This is a genomic window from Shewanella pealeana ATCC 700345, from assembly GCF_000018285.1.
GTDB lineage: Bacteria > Pseudomonadota > Gammaproteobacteria > Enterobacterales > Shewanellaceae > Shewanella > Shewanella pealeana.
In genome coordinates this window covers 1,509,581-1,531,333 of the sequence record NC_009901.1, presented here as the reverse complement: position 1 = coordinate 1,531,333, position 21,753 = coordinate 1,509,581, and the positions used below count along the sequence as shown (strand labels likewise).

Annotated in this window: 23 protein-coding genes; 9 read left to right on the top strand and 14 right to left on the bottom strand. The window is 41.3% G+C overall.

Features of this window, described 5'->3' with window-relative positions; all coding sequences use genetic code 11:
• Positions 1-303 precede the first annotated feature (303 nt).
• The gene (locus SPEA_RS06615; RefSeq protein ID WP_012154513.1) at positions 304-507 is read right to left on the bottom strand and encodes a helix-turn-helix transcriptional regulator; all 204 of its coding nucleotides are present in this window, start codon (positions 505-507) and stop codon (positions 304-306) included.
• 194 nt (positions 508-701) lie between these two features.
• Between SPEA_RS06615 and radC the strand changes: the two genes are divergently transcribed.
• From radC to SPEA_RS06590, 5 genes are all read left to right on the top strand, one after another.
• A complete protein-coding gene (gene radC / locus SPEA_RS06610; RefSeq protein ID WP_012154512.1) occupies positions 702-1,178 on the top strand; it encodes a RadC family protein in 477 nt (158 codons plus the stop codon).
• Between the two features lie 59 nt (positions 1,179-1,237).
• On the top strand, positions 1,238-1,600 hold the full coding sequence (locus tag SPEA_RS06605) for a hypothetical protein (protein ID WP_012154511.1): 363 nt from the start codon (positions 1,238-1,240) through the stop codon (positions 1,598-1,600).
• 113 nt (positions 1,601-1,713) lie between these two features.
• On the top strand, positions 1,714-2,055 hold the full coding sequence (locus SPEA_RS06600) for a type IV toxin-antitoxin system YeeU family antitoxin (protein WP_012154510.1): 342 nt from the start codon (positions 1,714-1,716) through the stop codon (positions 2,053-2,055).
• A 178-nt stretch (positions 2,056-2,233) separates the two neighbouring features.
• Positions 2,234-2,647 carry a DUF2787 domain-containing protein gene (locus SPEA_RS06595; RefSeq protein WP_012154509.1) on the top strand — a complete coding sequence of 138 codons (414 nt, stop codon included), beginning with the start codon at positions 2,234-2,236 and terminating at the stop codon, positions 2,645-2,647.
• A 133-nt stretch (positions 2,648-2,780) separates the two neighbouring features.
• Positions 2,781-3,341: a tyrosine-type recombinase/integrase gene (locus tag SPEA_RS06590; protein ID WP_012154508.1), complete on the top strand. Its 561-nt coding sequence runs from the start codon at positions 2,781-2,783 to the stop codon at positions 3,339-3,341.
• 54 nt (positions 3,342-3,395) lie between these two features.
• Here the strand turns inward: SPEA_RS06590 and SPEA_RS06585 are convergent, their stop codons facing one another.
• Positions 3,396-4,022, bottom strand: a complete 627-nt coding sequence (locus SPEA_RS06585; protein ID WP_012154507.1) for an inovirus Gp2 family protein — start codon at positions 4,020-4,022, stop codon at positions 3,396-3,398.
• Between the two features lie 164 nt (positions 4,023-4,186).
• Positions 4,187-5,629 carry a hypothetical protein gene (locus SPEA_RS06580; RefSeq protein WP_150102209.1) on the bottom strand — a complete coding sequence of 481 codons (1,443 nt, stop codon included), beginning with the start codon at positions 5,627-5,629 and terminating at the stop codon, positions 4,187-4,189.
• Between the two features lie 188 nt (positions 5,630-5,817).
• Between SPEA_RS06580 and SPEA_RS06575 the strand changes: the two genes are divergently transcribed.
• Positions 5,818-6,516, top strand: a complete 699-nt coding sequence (locus SPEA_RS06575; protein WP_012154505.1) for a RepB family protein — start codon at positions 5,818-5,820, stop codon at positions 6,514-6,516.
• 85 nt (positions 6,517-6,601) lie between these two features.
• Here the strand turns inward: SPEA_RS06575 and SPEA_RS06570 are convergent, their stop codons facing one another.
• Together SPEA_RS06570 and SPEA_RS06565 are read right to left on the bottom strand one after the other, a co-directional pair.
• Positions 6,602-7,039, bottom strand: a complete 438-nt coding sequence (locus SPEA_RS06570; RefSeq protein WP_012154504.1) for a DUF417 family protein — start codon at positions 7,037-7,039, stop codon at positions 6,602-6,604.
• Between the two features lie 18 nt (positions 7,040-7,057).
• Positions 7,058-7,591, bottom strand: a complete 534-nt coding sequence (locus tag SPEA_RS06565; protein WP_012154503.1) for a carboxymuconolactone decarboxylase family protein — start codon at positions 7,589-7,591, stop codon at positions 7,058-7,060.
• 101 nt (positions 7,592-7,692) lie between these two features.
• On the opposite strand from SPEA_RS06565, the gene SPEA_RS06560 reads away from it, so the two are divergent.
• Positions 7,693-8,505 carry an AraC family transcriptional regulator gene (locus SPEA_RS06560; RefSeq protein ID WP_012154502.1) on the top strand — a complete coding sequence of 271 codons (813 nt, stop codon included), beginning with the start codon at positions 7,693-7,695 and terminating at the stop codon, positions 8,503-8,505.
• A gap of 476 nt (positions 8,506-8,981) precedes the next feature.
• On the opposite strand, the gene SPEA_RS06555 is transcribed toward SPEA_RS06560, so the two are convergent.
• The 4 genes from SPEA_RS06555 to nfsA all read right to left on the bottom strand — a co-directional run bounded on the left by SPEA_RS06555 (position 8,982) and on the right by nfsA (position 12,427).
• Positions 8,982-9,323: a zinc ribbon domain-containing protein YjdM gene (locus tag SPEA_RS06555; protein WP_012154501.1), complete on the bottom strand. Its 342-nt coding sequence runs from the start codon at positions 9,321-9,323 to the stop codon at positions 8,982-8,984.
• Between the two features lie 763 nt (positions 9,324-10,086).
• Complete coding sequence (locus SPEA_RS06550; RefSeq protein WP_012154500.1) at positions 10,087-10,896, bottom strand: helix-turn-helix transcriptional regulator; 810 nt, start codon at positions 10,894-10,896, stop codon at positions 10,087-10,089.
• Positions 10,897-10,960: 64 nt separating this feature from the next.
• Positions 10,961-11,488, bottom strand: a complete 528-nt coding sequence (locus tag SPEA_RS06545; protein WP_012154499.1) for a YbhB/YbcL family Raf kinase inhibitor-like protein — start codon at positions 11,486-11,488, stop codon at positions 10,961-10,963.
• Between the two features lie 216 nt (positions 11,489-11,704).
• Positions 11,705-12,427 carry an oxygen-insensitive NADPH nitroreductase gene (gene nfsA / locus SPEA_RS06540; protein WP_041411317.1) on the bottom strand — a complete coding sequence of 241 codons (723 nt, stop codon included), beginning with the start codon at positions 12,425-12,427 and terminating at the stop codon, positions 11,705-11,707.
• A 311-nt stretch (positions 12,428-12,738) separates the two neighbouring features.
• On the opposite strand from nfsA, the gene SPEA_RS06535 reads away from it, so the two are divergent.
• Positions 12,739-13,299 carry a CBS domain-containing protein gene (locus SPEA_RS06535; RefSeq protein ID WP_012154497.1) on the top strand — a complete coding sequence of 187 codons (561 nt, stop codon included), beginning with the start codon at positions 12,739-12,741 and terminating at the stop codon, positions 13,297-13,299.
• Positions 13,300-13,467: 168 nt separating this feature from the next.
• On the opposite strand, the gene SPEA_RS06530 is transcribed toward SPEA_RS06535, so the two are convergent.
• Together SPEA_RS06530 and SPEA_RS06525 are read right to left on the bottom strand one after the other, a co-directional pair.
• Positions 13,468-14,994: an EAL domain-containing protein gene (locus tag SPEA_RS06530; protein ID WP_012154496.1), complete on the bottom strand. Its 1,527-nt coding sequence runs from the start codon at positions 14,992-14,994 to the stop codon at positions 13,468-13,470.
• Positions 14,995-14,998: 4 nt separating this feature from the next.
• Positions 14,999-15,700, bottom strand: a complete 702-nt coding sequence (locus tag SPEA_RS06525; RefSeq protein ID WP_223296573.1) for a hypothetical protein — start codon at positions 15,698-15,700, stop codon at positions 14,999-15,001.
• 462 nt (positions 15,701-16,162) lie between these two features.
• On the opposite strand from SPEA_RS06525, the gene SPEA_RS06520 reads away from it, so the two are divergent.
• On the top strand, positions 16,163-17,116 hold the full coding sequence (locus SPEA_RS06520; RefSeq protein WP_223296572.1) for a lipid A deacylase LpxR family protein: 954 nt from the start codon (positions 16,163-16,165) through the stop codon (positions 17,114-17,116).
• 36 nt (positions 17,117-17,152) lie between these two features.
• On the opposite strand, the gene SPEA_RS06515 is transcribed toward SPEA_RS06520, so the two are convergent.
• The 3 genes from SPEA_RS06515 to bshA are packed head-to-tail and all read right to left on the bottom strand — an operon-like array spanning position 17,153 to position 21,407.
• Positions 17,153-17,974 (bottom strand): hypothetical protein, encoded by an 822-nt coding sequence (locus SPEA_RS06515; protein ID WP_012154493.1) that lies wholly within the window; start codon positions 17,972-17,974, stop codon positions 17,153-17,155.
• Positions 17,975-18,022: 48 nt separating this feature from the next.
• Positions 18,023-20,233: a cation:dicarboxylate symporter family transporter gene (locus SPEA_RS06510; protein ID WP_012154492.1), complete on the bottom strand. Its 2,211-nt coding sequence runs from the start codon at positions 20,231-20,233 to the stop codon at positions 18,023-18,025.
• Positions 20,223-21,407: an N-acetyl-alpha-D-glucosaminyl L-malate synthase BshA gene (bshA, locus tag SPEA_RS06505; RefSeq protein WP_012154491.1), complete on the bottom strand. Its 1,185-nt coding sequence runs from the start codon at positions 21,405-21,407 to the stop codon at positions 20,223-20,225. The genes SPEA_RS06510 and bshA overlap by 11 nt, the downstream gene beginning before the upstream one ends.
• Between the last annotated feature and the right edge of the window lie 346 nt (positions 21,408-21,753).

Sequence of the window (21,753 nt, the reverse complement as noted above, 5' to 3'; positions counted from 1 at the left end):
ACCAATAACAGCACAGTAAAGCAGCTGGTGGACTAAAGGCCACCAGCTGCTTTTTACTTTCTACAGATTCATTAAGGAGGCGTTATGCCTATTGCATTTATCGCAGGCTTTGCGGTTGGCGTGAGTATTTACCAAGTTTTAAAGGAGCAGAACTATGTTTAATTTTGTGATGCACAAGCCAATGGCAGAGTTATTTTTGCTTGGTGTTATTGCAGGCTACAAGTGGGCTGTTGAATCGGATAGCTAAAGCATTTTAGCTCAATATCATGGAGAGCCTTTTGGGCTCTCCATTTATGCAGTCTATCATTCACTAACCTTTCCATTCCGTAAGTCACGTTCTTCAATCCGCTCCAATATCCATTCTTGCACTTCATTTTCTACCCACGCTACAGCGCGGTCACCTAAAGATACTGACTTAGGAAATATTCCTTCTTCTATGTACTTATAGATTGTTGACCGTGCTAAGCCTGTACATGCGATTACGTCTTTCAGTCTGATTAGTTTCATGATGAGGTCCTGGTAGTTAATCTCATTCAATAACCAGTGACAGTATTTTTTAACTTGCAGCCCCCATCCCTAAGCTTGCTCTCAACAATCAACAGCCCTCACGCAATAACCCATTAACTATCTATCCAACTCAAAAAATTTTCATATTTATCAACTCTGCACATAGACCAACTAAACAAACAAGGAGCCTCAATATGCCCGAAAAATTATTAGTTCCTCACCATATAACCTGGCCCAAAACAACTAGTGAAATTCTAGCCACTGCTGCCAATATCATTGCTGAAAAGTTTGTTCATAACGATGCCTTCACCAATCCCGAAGCAACCAAGCAGTTTTTGACCTACAAGATGGCCAATTACGAGCGTGAGGTATTTGCGGTGATGATGCTCGATAACCAACATCGGCTGATTGAATTCAATGAGCTGTTTTTTGGCACCGTAGATGCCGCCAGCGTCTATCCAAGAGAAGTGGTAAAAGCCGTGTTAGCAGTTAATGCCGCAGCGGTTATCTTGGCCCACAATCATCCATCTGGTGAAGCAGAGCCCTCTCAAGCTGACAAACTGATCACTAAGCGTTTAACGGATGCATTGGCTCTGATCGATGTACGAGTACTCGATCATATAGTGGTAGGTAAAACACCAGTGTCATTTACTGAACGTGGCTTGCTATAGCGCGGCGTACTCACCACTGACAAATATCAACTGATTGCCAAATCAATAAGGAGTACACCATGATCGAATTTACTGACAGCTTTTCTCAAGCTTGCGTGGCTGAAGCTTGCGCCGCATTTCCAGACTTACGAAGACGTTTGATGGTTGAACTGATCTTACCGATGTTTGCCAGGCCACTTAATGACGTAGGCGAACAGACTGGTCAACCTATCATCAAGTCAAATCCCACCTTGCATAAGACATTACTGTTTGTCTCGCCAAGGGATCTGGTTGAGCATTTACCAATCGAGATAGCTTTTTGTCGCTACAGTTGTACCTGCAATGAGCACGGTCAACCTACCGATGTTTGGCAGCGCACTATCAACGGTGTCTATTACAACCATGGCAGTAATCAGCAAGCCAATTGGAGCGTACATACCTAAATACACTCCCCTAGTTAAACATCTGCCATCACCACTTATCTGTTGTTCTATAGCGTTACCTTACATCAACCAGCAACACATAAACTCAAGCAAGTATTAAAAGGAGTTTCAGCATGACAACGATTCAACCATCTATGCCCTATCAATGGGGTTTACAGCGTAATATTACGCCGCGATTTGGTGCGCGGCTTATTCTGCAAGGCAGTCGCTTAGACTTCCTGTGGGATCGCTCAGGCTTTGTCGGCAGCTTTCCCCCAGCGCAAGGTCAGCTACTCAACGACGCCTTCTCAGAGATCATTAAGCAACTTGAGAACCAAGTATCACTGGGTCACCTCGATGCGCGTCAGCAACGCAGCATAACCTTACAGCACGCTGGCTTTACCTGTGAGGCCGATACACTCGGTAGTCACGGATATCTCTATATTGCGATCTATCCAACCACAGCTAACCATTAAGGCAATCAACGCTACGCTGACAACAGCCCCCCCCCCCTCAAGACTCATCATCGCACGCTAACTTTAGCGGAAACATTCAACACTGCTAGCCCTTTAGCGACATCCGTAACCGCTTCAATATCACCAAGCCTTGTGCTGGTGGCAGCCCCTTACTATCTAATTCTTTAAGGAATAACTCATGTCTATTCAACTCGACAAGAACCAAATACCTAAAATGTCTCGCGCATTCTATCAATTGCTTGAACAACAGCTTCAAAGCCTCCCCCCCAAAGAGGCTAATGCCATCACGCTGAACTTTCGCGATCCCGACTACAGCGCCGAAAACGGCGGCTATCAGCCGGTAGAGGTGAGATTAGAGAAACAGCAAGATCTTTGGCGACTCGTGTACGTCACTGATTTTGCTTATCACGGCCATCCCTATCCAGAGCTAGTTAAGGACATTGATATCTGCTTTAACTCCAAGCAAGTGTATAGCTTGTTCAGTGGTTGGATTGGTGAACTAGAATCTCGAGAGTTGGTCTCGATGTTTAGCGAAAATTTTATCGCTTATCAAGAGATGGGCGCTTATACCGTTTACATCCAATTAGATTAGTACTGCAGTCAATGCGTTAGGTTCCCGTTTTACCAAAACGGGAACCTGCAAACCTAGGCTACATGGGGGGGCCGCTATCCCTGAACCTCTTAGGGGCCCAATTAAACGATATACATCAAAAAAGGAATCTATCATGGCAGAAGTCCAAGCAATCAAGAAGTTAGACACAATTAATCTCATTAGTCACTTGCTTGAGATTCGATACAGTAAGCAGATGGCAGACATTTGGAACATCGGGTTAAACCTCGCTTTACGTATTTCTGATCTGCTATCCATTAAGTTTAGCGACCTTCAGCAAGATAGGTTAGTTATTCAAGAAACAAAAACCGGCAAGTTAGCCAATATTAAGCTGAATGCTAAAGTGATAAAAGCCATAGAGGATATTCAAGTAAACCATCATGACCATATCTACCTATTTCAATCTTATCGAAATCCCCAGGCCAAATACTCTAAGCCTAAACCACTAACAAGACGCGCAGTGACTAAAGCCTTTCGTATCGTTGGTGAAGAACTAAAGGTAGCCTTAGGCACGCACTCCATGCGCAAAACAAGAGGTTATCATCTTTATCAAAAGACCAAAGACATTGGTAGAGTAATGAAGATGCTCAGGCATGGTTCTGAAGGCGTGACACTAAGGTACATAGGGATTGAGCAAGAGGATGTTGATAACGACTTCATTAACTTAGAGATATGAAATCTTGTTGTTTTTGTTATCGGAGGACCTTTAACGTCCTCCTTTATTTTTTGTCTAATTGAACATTATTCGGCTATAACCAATGTTACGATTACCGTCATTTATATCTTTGGTTGCTACCTTAGCCAAATAGGTAAACTGTCGCCAAAAACTATTTAACTGGTCATAAAACTCTGCAGAGTTTGAATCTAAGTACTTAATCTCTTTGCTGGAAATGTGTACTAAAGACTTAACTTCGATATCAACCATCCCAGTCGCGCTAGACCAGGCCTCAACAAGACGAGAGCGCATATTGTCTCTGTTTAAATCTAAAACACCTAAATAAGCAAACGCATCTTTATTGAAGAACAGCACTAAATGATAGTGCCAGTTATGAGAACCAGCACGTTCCCTGACCCAGACATAACTAAACCCAAGTCGGTGATGTTGTTTACCTTGGGTTGCATGTTGTGATTTCCAAACATTAAGTCTCGCCTTAAGCGCATCGATAAAGCGTGAAATAACTTTAGGGTCCTGATAGTTGGAAACTTTAGGGAATCGTAAGTCTAATCTTATACAGGTAATACGGTTGTTACATTCTAATTGCTGATGCAATACTCTTTCAAAGATAGATAAGTAGCTTTCTATATATCGATATTGAGATGGTGTGTTTAACTGATGGTATGACTCGAATTGAAACATGATTGATACTCCTATGATTAATTACATAGGTTTATGTATCTAAGTAATCTTTTACATGATGGTTGGTCTCAACACGTAATAACTTAAGAGCTATGTATATAATACTATTACCGAAACATACCAGCTCATACTAGCCTAAGCGATCCCTGCACATAAAATCGTTGTTAGTTATATTTAATAGCAATCTCATACTCCTGCTCACCAATAATTACTCTGGAGTTATTTTCATAGACATCCCTCCCGAAGACACAATACTTGCCTTTAGTTGAGCCTGTGTTGCCACAAAAAAACTCAACAACACCATTAACAGCTAAGTGCTGCATAAATCCTTTTTCCTCTATAACATTTTCCACCACTGTCACATCGCTCTCGACAACTAGTTTTTGGGTAATGATTGCTTTGGATTTAGGCAAACACCTTATAGCCTCCACCTTCAAAGACTTTGATTCAGACAGCACTCTTAATTGAGACGAAAGACTCTTGATAAACGGCAGAATGGACTCTGCCCACAAATGATAAAAAAGCCCCATATTTGATAAGCTATTAACGTCTTTGTATTGTTTTAAAAATCCAACCTTATTTTTATGCACATCATAGATACTGACTTCTTTGTTAAGCATATCTAGTTTAAAGTCATCCCTTCCGTCATAAGGAAATATACTCTTAAGAAATGATACAATATTCCTCGTAAACTGCTCATCAGTTAGTTCTAATAAAGCATGCCTTTCTATACAAATATTATGACAAATAGTAATGTGTTCCATAAGCTTTTCATCATTGTAAATAAAACTCCCAATTTTAGAGCAACAATGAAAAAAACCTACAAAGTCACTATGAAGATATCGATCATTTATATTCATGATTTTTCTAAAAGCATATTCTCGGTGCCTTTCTAATGAAACTGTCCCCACCCGTTCTTTTGTTAAACAATCATAAATAGCTGACAAGTTCTTTACCACCAACTTAAAGTTAAAATAGCTACTTTCATAGTTACAACCTAAGAGCGAAGGTTCAAAATTGAATCTCCTATTGAAACATGGAGGCTTAATTAGTTTGTATATTGGCTCAACAACCGAAAAACGTCCATTAGGATTAAAACCAACAACTAATGGTTTAACAAGGGTGGATAGATTGTCCTTTATAACTTTAACCTTAAGCCCTGTTAATTGACTAACATACTCATAATCAACATTGTAAATTCTTGAAAAATGATCGGATAAAAATATTAGTACTAAAAGTAAAACCTGAGACTCTAAGGTTAACTTTTGACTATTCCCATTCATATTCAAATATAAAGCACTATCAAAATAATCCTTCAAGAATATCTCAGCTCTTGATTCCTCGAACCACTGTAATGATGTATAAGAAATATCATATCCACTTCCTCCCCTTCGTCCCTTTCGCCTTGATAGGCCAGGCACTTCTTCTATGTATCCTTCTGATAGCAAGTAATCAATGGCCTTCATTAGGCTTCTTTTACTCACACCAAGATACTTGGCATATTCTGAAGGCAAGGCCACGTAAAGCTCTCGCCTCATTGCTATCCATAGCAATAAGATCATCCTAGCTTCGGGCGATGCTCCAGTCATGCTTCTCAGTAACTTCATACTCAACCACATCCATGCAACTAGTATCAACAATCTATATAAATAGCACATTAAGCCGCCAAAAACCTAGTCATAGTCATTAAACCTGATGTAGTATCAACTAGTTCTTCAACTAGTTGAATTAACCAAATGGCTACCAACATGGATAATACCTGCATTAAACTCAGTGAGAAATAGGAGCTATACCAATGGAATCAACCTTCTTGACTAGAGCAGAGTTTTACAAACTCTTCGATTTTTTGCGATCAGAAACACCAGCAGAATTAGCGTGGTTGAGGGGATATATTTCAAAGAAAGCATTGATTACGCTTGATGCAAATCTCACTATTTACCAAATAAAAGAGCAGCTTTTCCTACAGTACCAAACAAGTAATTCAAGTGTTGAAGCGACTGTATTTATTAAAAGCTTTGCAGGTAATATGTATAAAGCACATAAGGCTCGCCTTTACCGTAAAAAGCTCGGAGCCAAAAAGATGCTTAATGTAGCAATTACACCTAAGCATATGCAGAATCTAGAATACATTTGTAAATCCCAAGGAATGCAAAAAAACAAAGTGATAGAAATGATGATTGAGGGTTCACTTCAGCATCTGATTAATGGTGAACAAAATTTAAAGTCTGAAAAACAACAAAACGAATTAATATTAAAGCAAACTCGAGACAGTAAAAAACTGGAAGCTACAATGTCCAACTCAAAAATAAAACAAGAAGAGTTATATAGATTAAAGGAAAACATAGGTAAACAAGAGTCTACTATAGAAGAGTTAAAAGAAAATATTAGCAATCTGTTCGAGACATTAAGGGCATCTCAACATGGGAAAACTCTTATAAGTGGGTATGATTACGATAACGCGACAATTATTTACTATAACAGCATACAGAAATGATATATACAAAGGGCCACTCAACCTCTTTGCTTTAAAATCAAAACAAAGGCGCCATAATATAATGACGCCTAATAAAACCCTTGACTTAGTTATTATCTTTATTCATAAGTTCTCGACTTCGTTCAACACTAAACCAAGCAATACCTAAGAAAACGACATCTTTAAATATGAAAAACTCTGTTACAGGTACACCATCAACTATTTTCCAAACTCCGGGTAAAGTGAAAAGGAAGCTCAATGTCGTAATAAAGATAACTATTGCAGCTAGGCCACTCCAATAACCAATTTTCGGCTTCCAAATACCAACAACCATACCTATTGCGACAATAATTTCAGTAACCCCAATTAGGTTTGACACCCCTTGGACACTTAAAATACTGAACATCCAGTTCATTAACGGGTGGCTTTCAACTAGTGGCCTAATTGCTTCCGCCTCTGTCGGAGTAAACTTAAATACACCAATCCATAATAGCGTAAGTACAACACCTGCTAGACCGACTAAATAACCTCTTTCCTGCTGCATAAATGGCTCCTTTCAATATCAAACCGTAAGGCTTACTTCTGGAAAATCAATATCTGTTTGTGCTAAATGATTTGCATAATTGGTAAATATATTAGCCGTCACTAGGCCTAGCACCTCAAAGATCAACTCGCTATCAACTCCATTTTCATTAGCTATATCTAATTGTTCTGTAGTGAGCTCTCCACGCTGCTCAACCAAATCTACGGCTAAGGTAATCAGTGCTTGATCCAACGCGTTATCAGCCTTAGCTTGTCTTGCTTCCTTGATATGATGTTTTGCTAATCCAGTATTACCAGCAATAAGGGTATGAGCAGATAAGCAATACTGACACTGATTTACCTGAGCTATCGCCAAAGCGATTAACTCTCGCTGTTTCGCGCTTAAACGTCCTTTGGATAAAGCATCACTAAATGCAAGGTACGCATTAAGCACCGTGGATGAATGACCAATGGTCGCATAAAGGTTAGGTACCATTCCTAACTTACTTTTGATTGCTGCTAACGTCGTCGCTACATCACCTGGTGGATTTGATACTGGAAGAATACGGCTCATGCTGAGCTCCTTTGATTAAGTGAATTTACGATATTGATATTGACACTATCAGTAATACGATTTATCACTATTAATCTCGATATACATACCCAGAGTCTCAAATGGATACCTTATCCGCATTAATATCTCATGCAGAACCCAAAGCGAACTTATTCTTCTCAGGTAATTTATGTGGAAGCTCTTCAAGTACTGAGCACCCTGCTGGTGGAATATTGCATTTAGTTAGAACCGGTGAGATGCTTCTATTTGAAGAGCATGGCTTAACGCATAGAATCACTGAACCAACACTCATTATTTATCCCAAAGGGAAAGCGCATCGTCTCCAACCGCAAACCTTAGAAGGTTGTGATGTTGTATGTGCCAACTTAACCTTTAAAGATTCGCCACTATACCGAGCTCTACCCGATGCTATAGTTCTCCCCCTTAGCGAATTAGATAGTTTATCAGACACAATCAACATGTTATTTGTTGAGGCTTTTACATCGCGTTTTGCTCAAGTTGCCATCATCTCAACTTTACTTGATCTGCTGCTGTTATTGGTACTTCGTCATTTAGTTGAAAACAGAATATGTCAAGAAGGTGTTTTATCAGCTTTATCAGATCCCAAGCTCTCAAAAGCCATCGAAATAATCCACAAACAAATAGATTACCCATGGACCATTGATGAGTTAGCAAATAAAGTTGGGATGTCACGTGCTAGGTTTGCAGCATTATTTAATCAAACCATTGGACAACCACCTCTCAGCTACGTCACAGAGGCTCGGCTGCTGTTAGCTAAGAAGTTGCTGCTGAAGGGAGAACCAATCAAATCAGTAAGTTTAGAAGTAGGGTACAGCGGAAGCGTTGCATTTTCTCGCGCATTCCAACGTCAATTCGGTGAAACTCCACGAGCCTGGTATCTGGAACAAACTTAAATAAGCATGTCTGTCCACTTCGTTTTCAGCTTTATCGTTTAAGCGACATAAAATATTTTTAAATTATTTAAAAGTGACTAGACTTTGATGTAACACCAAAAGTAACACCCAAACAAAAAATAAAAAATAAAATACACCAAAACAAACAGATAAAGACTAATATCGAGCCCCGCCGCCTCCACCAACACTAGGTTAGCAATAACCTTCAAAGGCCGCTAAATCCCTACCAGACGGATTTAGCGGCTTTTTTGTATCTGCTGCTTACTCACCTTAGAATCCATATAAAAGAAAAAGCCAGTAACTCACTGAAAAACAGCCCTTTAGATAACTTACTATACTTTAAAATATGGACACTTAAGTATGCATACTAAGTCGTTCCAGGTATTGCTATAACCTACTATCAATTTCAGCTACAAAAAAACCTGCACTAGGCAGGTCTTTTCATATCAATCAGCTTATGTTTCAAAGCAAATTGATTAGCTTTGCTTTCTTACAAACTTAGACTTAAGCATCATCTGGCCGTGACCATCTACTTTACAGTCAATATCGTGGTCCGCATCGACAAAACGCTTAATAACCGCTTTAGTACCTACTTTCAGGATTAGCGATGAACCTTTAACTTTAAGGTCTTTGATTAGCGTAACTTTGTCTTCTTCAGCAAGTAAGTTACCTACAGCATCTTTTAAGATGATTGCATCTGGATCAACAATAACTTCGCTTGGGTTCCATTCATGAGCACATTCTGGGCAAACTAGGTTTGAGCCGTCTTCGTATACATATTCAGACTCACATTTTGGGCATGGTGGCATTGCGCTCATGGTATTTTCTCTTTAATAAGTAATCTACTGAGTCATACTTGATACGCCACTTGTAAAAATGACCATCAATACGACTCGCATTTCAAAGACATATTATAATCAATATTTTGAATATCAGCTAGGTTCAAACCGCCATCCTGTGAGCACGCCTAAGTTTGCACTTCATTCAACTTGATCTAGGTATCAATTTTATCGGCCTCAGATAAACTTGACCTTACAAACTAGTTACAAATGATACGCTTCATTTAAGTTCAGCTACTCTAGGTTTGCTCATTTAACAAGTGCGCACCAAAGTCACACCCAAGCTTTGCTGCAGTATCTAACCTAAGAGTCACACCAAATAACGCCTGAACAATAGCTAAAAATAAAACTGAGGCACAAAAAAAGCTCGCTAATAGCGAGCCTTAAGAATGGGTGAAAAGCGCGTCGGGGTAGCTATACTGTCACACAGGGTTATGCTGTTTCCCTCGTTGACCGTGCTATAAGCCCAGAAACTAACACGGTTGCTGCTCTTAGAGCCATGACCTTTTACCTACTCACAATAGCTAACTTTCACACTTACAAACACACAAACCTAAAATGCTTGGCTAGCCAACTTACTACTTACTTACGAATAGTCATTGTCTAAAATACGCTTTTCATTATTCAGTATAGTCTATATTTAGGCCGTGACTAAGCTAGCTCTGCAATATTTTTCGTTGAAAACATGGCTTGCCATCGTCCCGATTTAAACCACTATTTAAACTACTATTCAAATAAGGACTTAATCGCTGATTGTCTTCATATATTGCTTTAGTGAGATCCCAAACTGTGTTTTAAAACGTTGGCTAAAACGTGATTCTGATTGATAACCACAACGTATCGCTAACTCAAGTTGTGACAGTGGGACAGCGTTTCGAGCCGAAATCGACTGCATAATACCGATGGCACACAGCATTCTAACTTCAGCTAAAATCACTCTAAATGAGGTTCCCTCTTTGCTTAGGTGACGCATAAAGGTAGCTTGGCTCATCGCAAAGTGGCTACAGGTATTATCAATCGTATGATTGGCAGCTGGGTCGGCTGACAGATAGCGGCTCACCTTTTCTCTTAGAGACAGAAAGTCTCCCTCAAACAGTCTAGATAGCGCTCCTTGCTCATTGAGCTGTAGATAGAAAGCATCTAAGTAACACTGCTGCACAGCTGAACTTAAACTTTGCTCTGACATCGCGATAAGCTGTAAAAACGCAAAGTTTAGGCTGTCGTTTACCTTGAGGCTTGGTGAGCTCAAGAAGGTCGAATCACTTATCTCTGACTTAGCGTGCAGCTTTAAAACCCATTCAGAGGGGGGCGATAAGAATGACAATTGAATCGACTGAAACTTACTTTGGTAAGGCTCATTAACAAAGGTGAGCGCTTGAGTGGAAGAGGCAAGCAGCCAATGGTTAGGATCGAATACTAGGGTTTCTCCCTGCCAAAGCAGGGCTTTCACGCCAGATGTGACCGCAATAATACTCGGTGTATACACAGGTACATTGCGTAAAGGCTGTGACTTCTGTCCATAGAAACGTTCAATCTTAACCAGTGGTGTCACTCTTACTCTCTCCCTCAATAGCACATCTATTTACTACAAACTATTTCAACTACACTGTATATGGCTAACGCACATAAGTTGCTGTTAGTACAGCTTTATCTAGTGCAATTTTATTCAACGTGAAACCCACTACAGCTGGGGAAATATCTGTTGGCAGATCAATTTTAGCCTCTGGAAGCGCCCAGATAGTGAATTGGTAACGATGCATGCCATCGCCTTCTGGTGGACAAACGCCACCGTAACCTGGCTTGCCATAATCAGTTCTGGTTTCATGACCGATTTTAAGCTTGCCAGATGCACCTTGCTCTAACGATGTAGTTGTGGCGGGAATGTTGAGCACAGTCCAGTGCCACCAGCCACTGCCTGTTGGCGCATCTGGATCGAATGCGGTAATCGCAAAACTCTTAGTCCCCTTCGGCGCGTTACTCCAGCTAAGCTGAGGTGAAAGATTCCCCCCGTCACAGCCCATGCCCTTGTATTCAAACTTTGACGACATCAACTGCCCTTCACTGATATCTGAACTGGTTAACTCTAAGGCGTAGCTATGAGCCGAAAAAGCAATTAAGGCGATAGATAAAGCAAGACGTTTCATTATATTTCCTAGATGACTTGGTGAGTATATAGCTAGTTTAGTTAAAACCCAGAACAATAATTAACTCAAGCAATCAAAATTAGACTCTCAAGATGCCGCAGTGATAGTTTCTGTATTAAATGTAAACATCCATATAAACACATGCATAAAATTTGAGATAAAGCTGCACAATAACGATGGCATACAGAGCGGTATATTTTTACCCTATCAAACGACTCACTTGGTGCTAAACCCCTGCCCGTTTAGATAGGCCTGCATAAAGGGTCTTGACTCCTTACTCAGGGTCGCCCTAATTTGATCGGACCAAGAGGTCTGCTTGTTGTTACTGCTTCTGCTGGCGTAATAGGCTTGTATATGCTGATCGTACTTCTCAAGTTCAGCATTATCTAAGCTTTGATAACTTTCTTGGTGGACCACGATACTCAGTGGTAAGCGTGGCTTTGGCTGCGGTATTTTAGCCGGATAGCCAAGGCACATACCAAATAATGGCAATACATGCCTAGGTAAAGCGAGGAGCTCTGAGACCAGCTTAGGGTCATTGCGGATCCCGCCAATATACACACCACCGAGCCCCATAGACTCAGCCGCTAACATGGCATTTTGCCCCATTAAAGCGGTATCGACTGCACCGATTAATGTTTGCTCAGTAAAACCTAGTTGGGCTGCTGGGTGGATTTGCTGATGACGGTTAAAGTCGGCGCAAAACACCAGAAACTCAGCTGCCGACTCGACATAGGCTTGCCCTCCCGCAAGCTCAGCCAGCTTGGCCCTGACGCTTGGCAAAGTAACCCTGATAATACTGCTACACTGTATAAAACTGGAGCTAGAGGCAGCATTGGCACAGCGTAAGATGAGTTTCAATTTTTCAGCTTCGATCTGCTGCTCGGTAAAGTGCCTAATTGAACGATGCTGTAAAATGGTTTCTATGGTGTGATTCATGGTCATTTCAGTTATAACATTTGAAATAATAGCCTACTTTTCCTTCATGCAAGTCGCAAGCTAAAGCACTAAAAAGAAACCTCTTTCCTATTGTAAAATCCATTTTGACCTAGCCTATAAACACAGGCTGAATCAGAGAACAATGAAACAAAAGATCAAAATACCAACAATTGCATCAAATGGTTAACTAAAATTAAATGTGATTCATCTTTATTGACCTGTTACTACTACAGGAATAGGTTAATAAACATATGGTGCAGAGATCACATTTTGCCATCTCCGTCAGCCATTCATATTCATGGAGTATTCTGATGAGAAACCTAGAACTATTTAGCACAGCTTCAATCGATCACTTAATGTGGTCACAAAAAGAGTATTCAGCAAACCTCGACTCCCCAGCCCTGTCCATTTTTACTGATTTTGACCATTCTCAACCTATGGTTATAGACTCCTCTGCTAGCGCTGTAGATACCGCTGACATAATGGTGAAGACCCATGCATTTATGCGACTGGTCGTCGATAAAAGTAACCGTTTTCTGGGCGTTATCACTCAATATGAATTATCCCATAGTAAGATGATGAAATTGGCGACCAAAAACTCAGGGCATATTTCCGATCTTCAAGTGACAGATATGATGGTGCCACGAGAAGACTTAATGGCATTAGACTACCATCAAGTGACGACAGCCAACGTAAGCGATGTTGTACGGGCGTTACAAGAAAATGGCTTGCATCACATGTTAGTCATCGATCATGAACTACACCATATTAGAGGCTTAATTGCCGCTAGTGATGTAGCAAGAAAGCTTAATATCCCGATTGATATCCAGCAGCCGCCATCATTTATACAGATTTTCAAGGCCACGAGATAACCCCTGCTTACTGTTTTCAGCTGCAAGAGTTTACTGATTTTGAGTAATCAAAGCTTACTGACTTTCAATTGTCAAAGTAAGTCGATATTTGAGTATCAGAAGCCTGAGCGCCAGACAACAAAAAGCCTAAGTGTAATAACACTCAGGCTTTTTGTCTCGATAGCGAGATTAAGTCGCTTTAAGTAAGTACGCTTCAAGCTCTCTAGCTGGCAATGCCTTTGAATAAAGCCAGCCCTGCTGCAGATTAACACCGAGTGTTTTCAGGATCTCAGCCTGTTCTAAGGTTTCTACCCCTTCGGCGATGACACTAATATTTAATTCTTTAGCAATCGCAATATATGACTCGATTAGAGATAGCTTACTTTCTGGCGTGCCTAAGTGACCAACAAACTGTTGATCGATTTTCAGGTAATCGAAGTCTAAATTCTGTAAACACAGACTACCACCATAGCCAGTTCCCACATCATCCAGTTTGACCTTACATCCTAGTGCTTGGCATGCTTTAATAAAGTCTTCAAGTTGCTGCCAGTTATTCATTGGTATCCGCTCTGTCAACTCGAAGCTCAAGTATTCTACTGGATATCCCTCTTCCACCAATTCCCTTAAAAATGGAAGCATCTGTCCCTGCTCAATTTCCATTGCGCTGACATTGATACTGCACCAGCCTATAAGCTTGCCATCTAATTGCTCTTTAAGTTCATTCAATGCCATTTTAACGACCCAGCGAGTGACCTCTGGCATAATAGGATCTTTCTCAAGGATCCCAATAAACTCTCCAGTATTACGTGTTGTGCCATCGGGCCTTAACCATCTTAATAGCACCTCAACACCAATAACCTCCTGCTTTAGATTATCGAACACTGGCTGATAAACTAAGTTGAACTCCTTCTTCTTCAGAGCCTTTAAAAACAGACGGTGCCAATAATATTGCCTTGACACACCTCTAAGTAACAACCACCCAACAAAAAACATACTTGAGATAGCAATGACACCGACAAAGTGAGTTAACCACAGTAAAGCCTTGCTATATAAATTAAGGGAGAACCTGTAGGTCAACCCCGTGACTTCTGAGTTAAATTGCATAGCTCCCCAGTATGGAGCACTTTTGTTTTTCCTAAATAGCTCATGCTTACTATTAAACTGAATACTTAATGCCCCACAGTCCTCACAATTTTTTAATATTTCTTGTATATAGGACAAAACATCAATTCCGATAAACCAGCGATATTGCTCCGTATGCCGTCCCACATAAACAGGTTTTCTTTCATCTGGGTTATCGCTATCCACCTTTTGATAGATCTTTAACCCATTTCCCATAGAAGCAATCACGGGATAATATTTGGGATCTGGTAATTGGGAAACCCCTAGCGCCGAACAGAGAATTGGCTCATCGATAAAATTTACCCAAACTATAGCTAAGGCATCTGAAGTTAAGATATAGTCTTTAAGAGACGTTACCACCCCTTGTGAGCATCTACCCACCTCTATATTTTTCAACACCTGTTCTACGGCAAGTAAACTTCGATCAGCACTTTCTAGGCGCTCGCTATAAAAGTTATCAAAGTCATTAACCCTGACTTCAAGCTTTTTGTATAGCTGATATTGAGTCAGAATATAAGAAACGATCAGGCACAGCATTAACAAGGCAAAGACAAGCCAAGAAGAATGTCGTTGGTTTAAGACATGGCTTAACATATAGCTAAGCCTTCACTGGTTGAAAACAGCTAAACGGTAAACGGAGCCCTGTGCTATTACAGGCAACACCAGAACCTCCGGAAAGGATCAGAGTGAAACCTCTTTCTCTCATGGTAAATAAAGAGTCAACAATTTCATTATCCTTCTGATTCTCTAATGCTTGATTCAAGTCTTGATTATCAAACATTAAGTAATCAAATGGATAGGATGTCTGCAAGTTGTCATCAAACCTACAGAACAGACAAAATTTAATACCCGCATCATTCAATAAGTATTTAATCTGAGGGGTATGTTGACTAAGGTCTTTACCACTGTTATTTAGCATTATCACTAGCTTCATTTCTACGCGACGTAAAACACCAGCTAATGAAATCAAGGCTTTAATCACACCAGAATCAAGCAGATAAATACGCTCAATCGCCAAAAATATTTGACCATTTTGCTGTTTTATATTGCTATCTTGCTCCAAGCGAGCACTCAGACTCGCAAGCATACTTTCCAACTCATGAATATGAGTAAGGTAATAATGGGGTAAGGGGCGATACTCAAGCTGCTCTTCTAACCAGATAGATTTTATCTCTACCCCATAAAGCGCCCCAGTTCTGTCAAGGATGTCACTCGCACTAAAATGATATAAACATACTTCCCTCGCATTACTTTCTCTATCTAGAGAGCAGCTCTGCTTTTGTATTCCGCTTGGTTGCATACACGTTTGCTTAAAAATACAGTTCATCTAAAAGTTTCTGATTTAAAATAAATAAAGAGCCTATGACTCAAATGTGGAGCGCGAATTTACGCCTATTCGAAGAGGAATTCAACAACTATTTAGTATAAAAACCACACAGCCTTGTTGGTTTTGCAGCAGAAAAACTAATGCATATTACTTTCTGCAGATTCAAAGCCATTGGCGCAAGGAAGTTGAGCTCTGAGGGGGGAGAATTCATGCCGACATATTAAGAATATGCCTATATCAGTATTAGAATGATTAACGTTATCCTTTGAAAAAGTGACAGGTTATATTTAAGTTTGCGCCGCGGCATTATTTAACGCTATGCTGAGCGGGTTAGTGTTATGTAGATCTTTGCCTGAAATCATGCATCCCTAACCTTTGAGGAGTCATGCCTTGACCTTCTTATCGAATTCCAAAACACTAAGCAGATTAAGCTTAGTGAGCCTACTTATCTGTGCCCCCTTTTCTTCCTATGCCGATCAATGGCACTTAAGTTTTGATAACGATGTGGTTATTGGCCAAGATGGCGACTACTCCAATGGATTCGTCTTTGGCTGGCAAGCACTGCCCGAGAGTGACTTTTCATCAGCACCTTGGCCATTTAGCTGGCAACAAGCGCTACGATTTTCAAGCCAAAGTCAGACATCACAATGGGGAGCCAAGATCTACCAAAGAATGTGGACCCCGAGTGAGATTGAATATGATTACGCCCAACCAAATGACCGCCCCTATGCAGGCCTACTCGAGTTAGAAAGCTTTACAGGTAGCTATAGTGCATCCTTTGCGCAAAAAAACTGGTTTAGCGTTGGCGTTATTGGCCCTGCATCAGGGGCTCAAACTATGCAAGAGTTAGTGCATAAGATCACTCCATCAACGCCGCCTAAGGGCTGGCAATATCAAGTCGAGAATCAACTCACTCTACAGATGGCATACGAGGTAGATGCACTCGCGTTTCGCCAAGATGCGACAGATGATAGCCAATGGGAATTAAGTGGTCATAGTCATACCATGCTAGGAAACTTCCGCTCTGAAGCAAATCTTGGTTTTACACTACGCTGGGGAGATGACTTAGCCGATTCATTTGGTCAGCTCAGTAGCCATGCGGGTCACTATGGTCAATTTAGTGCGACTGCTCGCAAAAGTGGGAGTTGGACTGTTTATTCTCGAGCGCAGTTAGGATATCGCTTTAATGATCTCACCATCGACGGTGATGTGCCCTACGACTCCCATGTGCAGATGAAACATCAGCAAGTCAGAGCCAGCACAGGAGTGATTTGGGCGTTTCCCACTTGGTCTGTCAGTTGGAGTGTAGAGGTTTATACGTCAGAATATGAGCCCGACCCAAACAGCTGGCATGGCTATGGGGTGCTTAGCTATAGCTTTGTACTATAGCTTTGTACTATCAGCTAAGCCTAACCTTGTTACAGATTAAAAACTAAAGGCCCAGCCAATTTGTGGGCCTTTCTCAATAAAGTCCATCTCATACTGAACCCCATCGACCTCACTGTCGTTACCTATTTGCAAGTAGCGATAGCCTATCCAAACATTATGCAGATCCCCGAAACGGTATAACGCCGAAGCATTAAAGCCATAGTCTCTGTCATTATCACCGTAGATCTTAGTATCAGCGCCAACAGAAACGCCCCAAGACTCAGATAGCCAGTAACGGTAGGTCACACCTACTAACCAATCGAAAAGATGCTCATCAGCAATAGGAATATTAGCATTAATATGAATGAGTCCATCGTCACTTAAGGGTTTGACATTAAGATCAATTTTACTGAATACATGGCGTACGCCGGTAAATAAGCGTAAACCCGGCGTAACTTCATAGCCTGCTAGAAAGTCATTAACGGCTAAGTGCATGTCGGTTTCGATATTATGTCCAGGTGAGATAATACCGCCAGTAATCGGACCTTTAAGACCCTCTGTTTGGCTATCGCTTTTAACTCTTAAATAGTTAATCCTAAGGCTATAGAGCCAATCGCCTTTTTGTGCGTAAAGCTCACCAATCACACCGAAGTTAAGGTTGTCGATGATATTTTTGAAAGGGACATCGATATCGACTCTATCTGCATCGGCTGAGATTGAGCCCGAAATATCAGGCGCCCAAACCATGGGAAAGGCGATTAAATAGTTCCACTCATCTTTGCCCTCATCATAAGAGTCGGGCCCAACCTCATACTCATCACTGGCAAAGGCCGCAGATTGAGTGACCATCATGAGTAATACAGCAGTAAGTATTTTCACCAACAATACTCCTTGTCATTTATGACTATCGCGTTGTTATTATTATTTTTAATCAACCCAATGTAACACATCTTTTATTACTGACCAGCGTGGCTTTTGGGGCTTGGCATTCTCACCTAAAATCCAATAACCATACAGTTTGTCGACATAACCTGATGACTTTTGTAGCTCAAGCCAGCTATTTAAAAAGGTTTGTAGCGAGGCGTTGTCACGAGCCACTGCGTAGGAAGCGGGAAACGACTTAATCTCTTCACGATTATAAAGTGTGGCGTAATCTGGGTATAAGATTGTCCAAGTTTTACCCGCTTCGAGACTTATCATAAGCCCATCCCAGGTCTTGCCGTCATCTTCAAAAAACAATCGGTCCGACTGAATAGTCACAAACTCGATATTGGGAAACTTCTCTTCTAACTGCGGAATAATTGAATAACGACCCACTGTGGCGATACGAATCTTGTCGGCATCACGAATTAACTTGTCAGTTTTAAACTCATCAACGCGATGATCCTTCACCACAAACGCGTAGTGCAGGTCGAGCACAGGAGTGGTAAAGCCCACCAGCTCGATTCGCTTGGTTGTCATCTGCAAACCCGATATCGCAATATCAAACTGACCTTGATTGATCCCCTCTAAAACGTTACTGAAGGTATAAGGTACAAATGCAATTTTAAGCTCTAACTCTAGCGCTAACTTTTTCATTAGCTCAACATCAAATCCTACTAGCTGTTGATCGGCATTATAAAAAGAGAAAGGAACCTGCGTCGGGTTGTAGCCGACTCTGATCACACCGCTCTCTCTAATCTGCTGCATGTTGCGAGGTCCATCAGCTTGAGCTAAGTCAGCCCAGTTATAGGCGGTAACTTGATCAGGCACTTTCTCTGCCGCACTCATCTGCGCCACGACTTCATCCATCTCATACTCGGTATCGACGATAGAGCTCAGTAACCAGCTCGTTGCCAGTAAACTCACACCGAACACCACTGGAGTCAGTAGGCTTACAATTGCTAATCGCTTCATGCTCACTTTAGCGATACCGACCAACATCGCCGTACCGCCTATAGCCAAGATGAAAATATTCATCGCAGCAAGCAAAGAGGTAAAACGACTGGTGAACAGACTAGAGACCATATACAACTGAAACAGATCGGAGGAAAGCTCTAGAGAATCAAGTAGCATAGGTATGGTCAAATAAACACTACCAAACAGGCTCACTAAACCATTTAATGACATGGGCAAGTAAGTTAAAAAATCCAGTTCAGCCCCTGAAAACCAAGCCGCAAAAAGCACAAAGACTATGGTGAGTAATTTGCCTAGATTTGGGAAGCTAAACACAACAGGAATAATGATGTTGGCATAGTCATCACTCTGCTGGCTGCCGATATTATATTTATGGAATAACTCTTTGGTACGCTCAATGAGAATAGGAATAACGATAAAAATATTGCCCGCAGCAAATGCCGTGATCATCGCATCTTTAGCAATCCCCGTGATATCTCGATAAGAGAAGGGAGTGATCACCATTAAAATACCCGGCAAGACCCAGTAAGTCAGGATAATAGTCATCACCACATGGGCTACAAAATAGACCTGTAACTTTTGAAACTCGTCAAAGTCCATGGTGCCCGCTGTCGCCGCTGTCATGGCGAAGATACCAATCGGCATTAATTTAACAATGCTTTGAGTCACCTTATTAAACGACTCTCCAAGCAGCTGCATCGGCTTCATAAGCGAGTCTTTATTATCGATAGAGATCAGCGCAATACCCGTGGCGACACAGAACAGCACAATTGCAGGGATATAACTGTTCGACAATGAAAAGAACGGGTTGGAAGGAATATAGATATCGAGTAAGTTTACCGAATTGGGATCTTCTAGAGCTGTTAAGCTAAAAAATTCCCCCGCCTGCCAGTCGGGAAAGGTGTACTTGATAAGATACATAGTCAGTAGACCAAAGGCCCAGATCACCAACATTAGCTTACCAACCTTCACCCCCAAAGATTTAGCCTGTTCCATGGTCAAACTACCGAGGCTCGAGACCAAGGACACTATGATGTAGGGAATAATCGTCATCTGCAGCAGTTTAATAAATGCATCACCAATGACAGACATCCACGCCAACATCTCACCAAAAAATAGCCCTGCAATAATACCTGCCGCAAACGACAATAAAACCAGAGTCGACATACTCATCTTCTGCTTTGGTTTTTGTTGCTCGGTATCGTTCGCTTCTGGCTCTATAGTATCCGTTTTACTGCTCATTACTGTCTCCGTGTAATGTCTGCACTGATGAACAAGCACATTGGCAATCCTGAATGGCTTCTCGGTAGCAGGCTATGTATTGCTCGACTTTTCTCTCGGGATTAAAAAGCTTAGCAGCCCGCAGCCTACCCGCACGTCCCATCTGCTTTTGTAGCTCAGGGTCGAGCAAGATCTGCCCCATCGACTTAGCCATTGCAATCGCATCATCGGGATCGAACATAAATCCGCTTTGCCCTTCATCTACAACTTCTGGGATCCCATCGACATTACTGCTTACCGTCGGTACCCCACAGGCCATAGCTTCAAGCAGTACCATGCTAAAAGACTCACGATAGCTGGGTTGGATCATGCAATCTGCATTTGGGAGGTAGTGCTCAACATGAGTCACATCCCCCATAAAGGTGACATACTTTAAAATTCCCAACTTTTCACATTGCAGCTTAATGTTATCAATATCTGGCCCGCTACCAAGCAAGACTAGCCGAGCCTTGACCTTTCGCCGCAATAAGTGAAAGGAGCGTATTACGGTGTCACTATTTTTTAACGCCCTAAAATTTGATACATGCATGACAATTTTTTCATCATCTTTCGCCATCTTGCGGCGAACATCAATATCGGCTAATTCCGGTGAGAAAACGGTTAAGTCAATGAAGTTATGAATGACCTCTATCGGTTTTGTCTTGTCAAAATGACTATAGATATAATTGCGTTGAAAATTCGACACTGTCGTCACTCTGGTGCTTTTATGAATACTGAACCGATTAAGGGGGTAAAGCGGCTTATCTTGACCAACAATGGTGACATCTGTGCCATGAATCGTCGTCACAGTTGGAAACTTATGGGTTGTAATTTCGCCAGCGAGATAGGCGCATAGAGAGTGAGGAATCGAGTAATGAGCGTGCACAACATCGAGCTTAAATTGCTCTACGACCTCAATAATTTTAGCGGTTAACGCAAAGGTGTATAACGGGTCTGAAAATAGCGGATAATTAATCGCTTCTACCGAGTGGAAGAATAATCGGTCTGAGTCTTCGATTAATTTAAAAGGGCGCACACTCGATATAAAGTGCACTTCATGGCCAAGCTTAGCAAGCCCAAGCCCCAATTCTGTTGCCACTAGCCCTGAACCACCAATACTGGGGTGGCACACTATCCCTATGCGCATCTTCGACATAAATTCCTTACCATCAGCAAACAGTTAAAAGAATGTTACAACAAAGAAAACTTAGCACTGTTAAACACTTGTTCCAAGTTAATCCTACTAATGCAGTACAACAAGTATGGTCAATCGCGCGCAAGAGACCTAATCGCTCTGGGAGTATTTAACGCAAAAATATAAAGCCATAGATAATATGAAGCTCACTTTGTCGTTACCAATAACCAATTGCGGCTAAGTAAACTCCTAGCTCATATTGGTCCACTAGAGTTGAGTTCACATAACTTAGTTTCGAGCTCAATTCATATTTGCAAAATGCAAAAAAATTATCATCAGCCTAAAACACTGCATAGCAAAGTGAAGC

What these genes read in the sequence shown, in the direction of transcription:
- SPEA_RS06560 (WP_012154502.1), top strand. Translation starts at nt 7,693, where the DNA reads ATGGATACCTTATCCGCATTAATATCTCATGCAGAACCCAAAGCGAAC.
- nfsA (WP_041411317.1), bottom strand. Translation starts at nt 12,427, where the DNA reads ATGAATCACACCATAGAAACCATTTTACAGCATCGTTCAATTAGGCAC.
- SPEA_RS06580 (WP_150102209.1), bottom strand. Translation starts at nt 5,629, where the DNA reads ATGAAGTTACTGAGAAGCATGACTGGAGCATCGCCCGAAGCTAGGATG.
- SPEA_RS06615 (WP_012154513.1), bottom strand. Translation starts at nt 507, where the DNA reads ATGAAACTAATCAGACTGAAAGACGTAATCGCATGTACAGGCTTAGCA.
- SPEA_RS06565 (WP_012154503.1), bottom strand. Translation starts at nt 7,591, where the DNA reads ATGAGCCGTATTCTTCCAGTATCAAATCCACCAGGTGATGTAGCGACG.
- radC (WP_012154512.1), top strand. Translation starts at nt 702, where the DNA reads ATGCCCGAAAAATTATTAGTTCCTCACCATATAACCTGGCCCAAAACA.
- SPEA_RS06600 (WP_012154510.1), top strand. Translation starts at nt 1,714, where the DNA reads ATGACAACGATTCAACCATCTATGCCCTATCAATGGGGTTTACAGCGT.
- bshA (WP_012154491.1), bottom strand. Translation starts at nt 21,407, where the DNA reads ATGTCGAAGATGCGCATAGGGATAGTGTGCCACCCCAGTATTGGTGGT.
- SPEA_RS06555 (WP_012154501.1), bottom strand. Translation starts at nt 9,323, where the DNA reads ATGAGCGCAATGCCACCATGCCCAAAATGTGAGTCTGAATATGTATAC.
- SPEA_RS06595 (WP_012154509.1), top strand. Translation starts at nt 2,234, where the DNA reads ATGTCTATTCAACTCGACAAGAACCAAATACCTAAAATGTCTCGCGCA.
- SPEA_RS06530 (WP_012154496.1), bottom strand. Translation starts at nt 14,994, where the DNA reads ATGTTAAGCCATGTCTTAAACCAACGACATTCTTCTTGGCTTGTCTTT.
- SPEA_RS06535 (WP_012154497.1), top strand. Translation starts at nt 12,739, where the DNA reads ATGAGAAACCTAGAACTATTTAGCACAGCTTCAATCGATCACTTAATG.
- SPEA_RS06575 (WP_012154505.1), top strand. Translation starts at nt 5,818, where the DNA reads ATGGAATCAACCTTCTTGACTAGAGCAGAGTTTTACAAACTCTTCGAT.
- SPEA_RS06590 (WP_012154508.1), top strand. Translation starts at nt 2,781, where the DNA reads ATGGCAGAAGTCCAAGCAATCAAGAAGTTAGACACAATTAATCTCATT.
- SPEA_RS06570 (WP_012154504.1), bottom strand. Translation starts at nt 7,039, where the DNA reads ATGCAGCAGGAAAGAGGTTATTTAGTCGGTCTAGCAGGTGTTGTACTT.
- SPEA_RS06545 (WP_012154499.1), bottom strand. Translation starts at nt 11,488, where the DNA reads ATGAAACGTCTTGCTTTATCTATCGCCTTAATTGCTTTTTCGGCTCAT.
- SPEA_RS06510 (WP_012154492.1), bottom strand. Translation starts at nt 20,233, where the DNA reads ATGAGCAGTAAAACGGATACTATAGAGCCAGAAGCGAACGATACCGAG.
- SPEA_RS06525 (WP_223296573.1), bottom strand. Translation starts at nt 15,700, where the DNA reads ATGCAACCAAGCGGAATACAAAAGCAGAGCTGCTCTCTAGATAGAGAA.
- SPEA_RS06585 (WP_012154507.1), bottom strand. Translation starts at nt 4,022, where the DNA reads ATGTTTCAATTCGAGTCATACCATCAGTTAAACACACCATCTCAATAT.
- SPEA_RS06605 (WP_012154511.1), top strand. Translation starts at nt 1,238, where the DNA reads ATGATCGAATTTACTGACAGCTTTTCTCAAGCTTGCGTGGCTGAAGCT.